Origin of the sequence: Wolbachia endosymbiont of Drosophila bocki (genome assembly GCF_028982005.1) — a bacterium.
Classification (GTDB): domain Bacteria; phylum Pseudomonadota; class Alphaproteobacteria; order Rickettsiales; family Anaplasmataceae; genus Wolbachia; species Wolbachia pipientis.
Genome location: NZ_JAPQLG010000129.1, coordinates 1 through 4,903, shown reverse-complemented (window position 1 = coordinate 4,903; position 4,903 = coordinate 1). Strand labels below are relative to the sequence as shown.

At 35.9% G+C, this 4,903-nt stretch carries 4 protein-coding genes and 1 pseudogene; 3 read left to right on the top strand and 2 right to left on the bottom strand.

What is annotated here, in order from left to right; all coding sequences use genetic code 11:
- Nucleotides 1-61: 61 nt before the first annotated feature.
- Nucleotides 62-969: pseudogene (locus OZD61_RS02860) on the top strand (MFS transporter); the annotation flags it as partial.
- Nucleotides 970-996: 27 nt separating this feature from the next.
- Here the strand turns inward: OZD61_RS02860 and map are convergent.
- Both map and ftsA read right to left on the bottom strand, forming a co-directional pair.
- A complete protein-coding gene (map, locus tag OZD61_RS02850) occupies nt 997-1,779 on the bottom strand; it encodes a type I methionyl aminopeptidase (protein ID WP_038250362.1) in 783 nt (260 codons plus the stop codon).
- Nucleotides 1,780-1,912: 133 nt separating this feature from the next.
- The gene (gene ftsA / locus OZD61_RS02845; RefSeq protein WP_274979771.1) at nt 1,913-3,151 is read right to left on the bottom strand and encodes a cell division protein FtsA; all 1,239 of its coding nucleotides are present in this window, start codon (nt 3,149-3,151) and stop codon (nt 1,913-1,915) included.
- A gap of 138 nt (nt 3,152-3,289) precedes the next feature.
- On the opposite strand from ftsA, the gene def reads away from it, so the two are divergent.
- Both def and OZD61_RS02835 read left to right on the top strand, forming a co-directional pair.
- Nucleotides 3,290-3,829, top strand: coding sequence for a peptide deformylase (gene def, locus OZD61_RS02840; protein WP_274979770.1), 540 nt, complete (start codon nt 3,290-3,292; stop codon nt 3,827-3,829).
- Nucleotides 3,819-4,640, top strand: a complete 822-nt coding sequence (locus tag OZD61_RS02835; protein ID WP_274979769.1) for a uracil-DNA glycosylase — start codon at nt 3,819-3,821, stop codon at nt 4,638-4,640. The genes def and OZD61_RS02835 overlap by 11 nt, the downstream gene beginning before the upstream one ends.
- Nucleotides 4,641-4,903 lie beyond the last annotated feature (263 nt).

Below are 4,903 nucleotides of genomic sequence, written 5' to 3'. Positions count from 1 at the left end.
AGCTTGCAAATGATTGTCCTTTCCTTCATTTCTCTCCTATTACGAAGATTTTAAACAGGTTCTAAGATTATTGCAGGGTATATCTCTTGGAGGAGAAGCAGGAAATGCACCATTTTTAATAGAACATGCTCCTAAAAACAAAAAAGGATTTTTTGGCAGCATTGAGGTATTAAGTGCAATTCTTGGTTCAATATTAAGCCTGATAGCGGTACTCATATGCAAAAAAGTATCTGATTTTGAATCTTGGGGGTGGAGATTACCTTTCATTTTCAGTTTAGCAATGGGATTAATCAGCATATATATGAGATATATACTTGATGAAAGCCCAGAGTATAAAAGACAAAAAAATCCGTCTAAATTGCCACTAAAAGAGTTATTAAACAATTACAAAAAGCCTGTTCTAATATCAATAGGTATTGACTTGGTTGAAAATGCGTCTCTCTATATATATTTGGTATTTTTCAATGTGCTTACGAATAAAATATTAACAGTAAATACTCATTTTAATCATATAGTGGAAATACTGAGTCAAATTGCGCTCGGAGGATTGACAATATTATTTGCTATACTTTCTGATAAGGTAGGAAGAGAAAAAGTTATGAAATTTGCATTTATAGCTTTTGTAATAGTAAGTTATCCAGTTTTTTCAATGTTATGTAGTGGCAATTACTTGCTGGCACACATTCTTTTATAATTCCAATAGCTGCATCGCTTGGTCCTGTCAGTGCACTTATGTGCGAATTATTTCCAACAAAGGTTCGGTACAGTGGATTTGGTTTATCAAGAAATATAGCTGCTGGATTTTTTGGCGGCCTTGCACCATTTATATGCACAACAATTATCAAGGTTACAGGACAAGAGACTTCAGCTAGTTTTTACATGATTTTCTGTGCATTAATTGGGCTAGTTGCTATATCGCAAATTAAGGGTGAGCTTTCTTCAAAATTACCCAAAGTAAACCAAGTATAGTTGCAGTATAGCAGAATTTAAAAAAATCTAATTATAAGGCGGGAAGTGCCAATTTTTAGGTGATAATGTGAATATTTCAGCACCATCTTTTGTTACTCCGAGCGTATGTTCAAATTGAGCAGAAAGTGAAAGATCGCGTGTTGTCACTGTCCAATCATCGAGTTTACTGAGCAGAGTCTCATGTTTTCCAGCATTAATCATTGGCTCTATTGTAAAGAACATACCTTCCTTCAAGACGAGATTTTCATCTTGATCATAGAAATGCACTACATTTGGTGGAGCATGAAAGACTTTTCCTATACCATGTCCGCAGTAGCTGCGTACGATAGAATATCCAAAATCTTCAATATACTTCTCTATAGCAAGCCCTATTTCATTTAACTTATTGCCGGGCTTAACTTGTTTGATCGCTTCCATCAACGCATTATAAGTAGCGTCACATAAACGTTTTGCTTTTATTGATGGCTTGCCAATCCAAAACATGCGACTTGTATCACCATGCCAGCCATTTAAAATCACCGTAACGTCAATATTCAAAATATCTCCATCTTTAAGCGGTTTATCATCGGGAACACCATGGCACACAACTGCATTTTTTGAAGTGCAAATTGATTTTGGATATCCCCTATAATTTAGTGGTGCTGGAATTGCACCTGCATTAATTATAAAATCATGACATAGATCATTTAACTCATTAGTTGTCACCCCTATCTTTACGTACGGTGCAATGAAATCAAGAGTTTCAGCAGCAAGCCTGCCAGCCTTGCGCATAAATTTAAAATCTTCTTGTGAGTGTATAGTTATGTTCATATTTTCCATGTCTTATTGTAATTGGTACGCTTACTCGCAAGTACATAAACATAATAATTTTACATATTATAAAAATAAGTCCTATGGATCCTAGTGTCAAGTCATTTGTATGAAAAGTGGTAAAAACAGAAATCTAGACTGTAACTTTCGATTTAACCCAATTATACAATTTACTCATTTTACCATCTCGACCGAGCATTCCAGAGTTATTTTTATAAAAAGTGTCAACTATTAGCTTTATAGAGCCTATAGCAGCAGAAAATACAGGATTTTTATCATATTCGCCATCAAGACCGCTACAAGACTCAGGGCACCCAATTCGAACTTGCTTATTGAATATATAGCCTGCAATTTCCTTCATGCTTGTGAGTTGACTAGTTCCACCTGTGATCACTACTTTATTAATTGGATCTTTCTGCTCTTGAAATTGCTCTCTTACCATTTCAAGTATTTCTTCAACTCTTGGTCTTATGATGTTAATAAGCTCAGATTTGAATACTTGAGTAGGTTCATCATTTTCGTTGTTTTGCATTGTAATGTACTCATTCTCATCTATTGAAGTTACGATAGTGCTGCCATACAGTATTTTTATATACTCTGCACGTTCTATGCTTGTGCATAGCCCGTAAGCAATATCTCGAGTGATATGAACACCACCAATTGGAACGCTGCTTGCATACACAAGTTTCCCTCTTTTGAAAATTCCAATTGCAGTGCACCCACCGCCTATATCAACAATAGCAGCCCCGAGCTCTTTTTCATCTCCACTCAGACAGGCAAGACCTGCAGAATATGCAGAAGCAATACAACCTGCCATATTTAATCCACCATTATTGGTAATACAGTTTTCAATATTGGTAAGCGCTGGACGCGAAGCAGTGACAACATTAACATCAGCAGATAGTCTTTTTCCGTACAATCCACCAACTTCTTTTATGTCAGTCATGTCATCTAAGTGATATTTCAGTGGTATATTGTGAATGATAACATTCTCCTCAATATATTTCTCAAACGTCTGAAAAACTACACGTTTTATATCCCGGTCAGAAATTTCATGATTAGCTGCAATAATTTCATTATGTACATTGAAAGATGAGATGCCACATCCAGCAATATTCACATATATCTGATCTATAGTTTCCTCTGACACTTGCTCAGCTAAACCTATAGTTGATGAGATGGAGTAATTTGCGTGTTTTACATTAGTTATTGATCCACCGTTTACACCTTCTGCAATCTTATAACCCGTTCCTGTTACTTTATAGCTGAAGTTGCCATTTATCTTAACGATTAGACAAATAATCTTTGTTGTACCTATGTCTAAAACAGCAAAAACGTTTCTCTTTGGTTTTGCTATTACTGCAGAGTACATTAGTTGACCTTATTACGCAATTTCATTTAAGTTGTAGCTTTCTTTAATAATTTATATTCCTATTATAGATATAGCAACATTTTAATATACACTAAATTCTGGACAAAAGGAAAAGCAAAACATAGAATCGTAATTTTTATGTCCATATTACCAATTGTAATTGCTCCTGACGAAAGACTAATCACACGTGCCAGTGAAGTAACAGATATAAACGATAAAATTAAAGAATTAGTAAACGACATGTTCGAAACTGTGTACGACGCAGAAGGCTTTGGCCTTGCTGCAGTGCAAGTTGGAGTGTTAAAGAGAATTTTTGTTATGGATGTTCAGCTAGAAACAATTGAAAATGAGCCAGCAGGATATGAATCAACTGGCAAATTTTGCATGATTAATCCAGAAATTACGGAATTATCTGATGAACAAGTAATTCTCAAGGAAGGGTGCCTTTCAATTCCAGAGCAAAGCTATGAAATTAAGCGTCCAAAGTATTTAACTGTGAAATACAGAGACTTAAATAACGAAGAACAAACACTAAAAGCTAGTGGTTGGCTTGCAAGGTGTATTCAGCATGAATTAGATCACTTAAACGGCATATTATATATTAGACATTTATCTAAATTAAAGTATGATATGGCCATGAAAAAAGCACAAAAGGTTAAAAAGCATTATGAGCAATAAAGACCTAGAATTATTAAAATTTTACCATGAAGTGGGCGTTGATTGCACACTAATGGAGGGTGAAGAGGAAAAAAAATTGGAGAGCAAAGAGAGTGTACAACCCTCTGTTATCCAAACTGGGACCCAGAAGAAAGATGCAGATACGCGCTGGGATGACACTAAAGATGGAAAAGACATGTTTCCAAGTGACTGGATAATTGAAGCAAGGAAACTTGCAAGCAAATGTAATAGTGTGGATGAACTAAGAAGTGCAGTTGAATCATTTGAAGGTTGTGAGATAAAAAAAACTGCAACTAATACTGTCTTTTCCGATGGTAATCCAAACGCAAAAGTTATGCTCGTTGGTGAAGCTCCAGGAGCAAATGAAGACCTTCAAGGCATACCATTTTGTGGTGCAAGTGGAATGTTGCTCGATAAAATGTTAAATGCAATCAATCTTGATCGCACTAAGGTATACATAAGCAATACTGTATTTTGGCGTCCACCTGGCAATAGAAAGCCAACCGACCTAGAGCTTGATGTGTGCAGACCATTTGTCGAAAAACACGTTGCACTAGTTTCACCACAAATTTTAGTTTTGGTCGGGGGAATCGCATGTTATAGCCTTCTTGACAGCACAAAAACTATATCGAATTTGCGTGGCAGGTTTCATACGTACACTAACCAATATTTGTCCAATTCAATCACCACAGCCGCTATATTTCATCCAGCTTACCTACTTCGCCAACCAGCACAAAAACGTTTAGCCTGGGAGGACTTGAAGAAGATTAGGGAGTATCTTGATAACACCAATAACTGCACAAATACCTAATAAAGTGGTAGACCTCTTGCATAGTTTTTTGCAGCATGTTAACAATCGTTAGAAACGAAAAAACTTCCTTGACAAACTCCGCCAGCCCCCTTATCATAAAATTGAAGCTGTTGTATTTGCTTTCGCCAATCTGCAGATTAAAAGGTAAGGATTACTTAATGTATCAGCGTCTTATGTTCAATTTTTTGCAGTGTATAGATACTGTATGTCTTTACAAAACTTCATCTACATCTAGATTTTTATCTAAATAAGCTGAACGCGCT